Consider the following 1,474-nt stretch of genomic DNA (forward strand, 5'->3'; position numbering starts at 1 on the left):
ACCAGGCCAGCCCGGCCTGGCGGCCGGGGCACCAGCCCCGCTCCGCGACGCCGACCGAGAAATCGCCCAGGCAACCGCCGGACAGACGGTGCGGTACGTGGGCACTCGAGTCTTCTATCGCCGTCAGGGTCAGTGGATCGACAGCACGCTCACTCCTGAACAGCAGAAATCCCCGCGACGCATCAAGCAACTTAGCGACGAATACTTCGAACTGCTGCGGAAATACGGACGCCAGATCGCCCCGTACGTCGTCTTCGACGAGCCGGTTCTCGTCAATATCGAGGGCCAGGCCTACCTGATCGAACCGTAGATTGCCTGTTTCCCGCCAAACCGGTGAGGAAAATGACTGACCGCGACCCCGGTGTTCCCCACACCGGGGTTTTCTCTCCAACTGGCAAAGCCCGGCGATCCCTGTTACAATTCGCTGCAACTCGTTCGCGGGATGCTGTTTTGACCGAAGTGGGGCCGATGCGCCAGCCGCTTCATCCTTGTTGTTCACGTCATCCATCTATCGGACGAATTCTTTTTCGATCGACAGCACGAACGATGGCCACCAAGGTTCCCTTGCGAACTCTCAGTGAATTACCCTGCGATCAGGAATGCGACACGTTCGCCCTCCTCAGCCGAAAAGAAGAGTCCACCACCCGCGATGGCAAACCATACTGGATGGTCACCTTCCGCGATGCCACCATGGAGTTCACTTTTCCTATCTGGTGTGATTCTCCCCTGGCCGCCGTATGCCGAGACGAGTGGGCGGTGGGTGTGTTTTACAAGCTACGGGCCGTCCGCCGCGACACACGCTTCGGCCCGCAGCTCGAAATCCGTCGGATTCGAGAGGTTGTCGACCAGGACCGCCAGGACGGCTTTGACCCGCTCATGTGTCTCCCCCAATCACGCTACCCTCCTGAACAGCTTTACCGGGAGCTGCTTGATCTTGTGCGGGAAGAAATCGCCAGCGAAAGCCTGCGAACGTTTGTCACAACCATCCTGCAAGAATTTCGCGAAGCGCTGCTGACTCTCCCGGCTGCACGGACGCACCATCACGCCTACGTGGGGGGTTGGCTGGAGCACACCCTTTCGGTGGCCCGAACGTGCGTCTTTCTCGCCGATAAATACAGTCAGCTCTATCCCGATTTGCGTCCTCCCCTCGACCGCGATCTGGTCATTGCGGGGGGAGTTCTTCACGACATTGGCAAGCTGCGCGAGTTACGTTTCTCCACAACTACCACAGAGTATTCGGAAGAGGGGGCCCTTTTGGGACACCTCTTACTCGGCCGGGACATCGTCCGTGAATTCGCCAGCCGTGTTCCGCTTTGCCCGGAAATTCAGCTTCGCCTGGAACATCTGATCATTGCCCATCAGCGACTGCCTGAATGGGGATCCCCCAAACCGCCCATGACGCCGGAAGCCCTCATCGTCCACTATGCAGACGACCTGGATGCCAAGTTCTACATGTATTACCAAATTCTCGCCA

The 1,474-nt window shown here is 58.8% G+C and carries 2 protein-coding genes; both read left to right on the forward strand.

All coding sequences use genetic code 11. The annotated features are described in order from the left end of the window. A partial coding sequence (locus tag H5U08_RS18600; RefSeq protein ID WP_297036587.1) for a hypothetical protein occupies window positions 1–310 on the forward strand: 310 nt, incomplete at its 5' end. 236 nt (window positions 311–546) lie between these two features. Beyond that, a partial coding sequence (locus H5U08_RS18605; protein ID WP_297036589.1) for an HD domain-containing protein occupies window positions 547–1,474 on the forward strand: 928 nt, incomplete at its 3' end.

This window comes from Thermogutta sp. (assembly GCF_014359955.1).
Taxonomy (GTDB): Bacteria; Planctomycetota; Planctomycetia; order Pirellulales; family Thermoguttaceae; genus Thermogutta.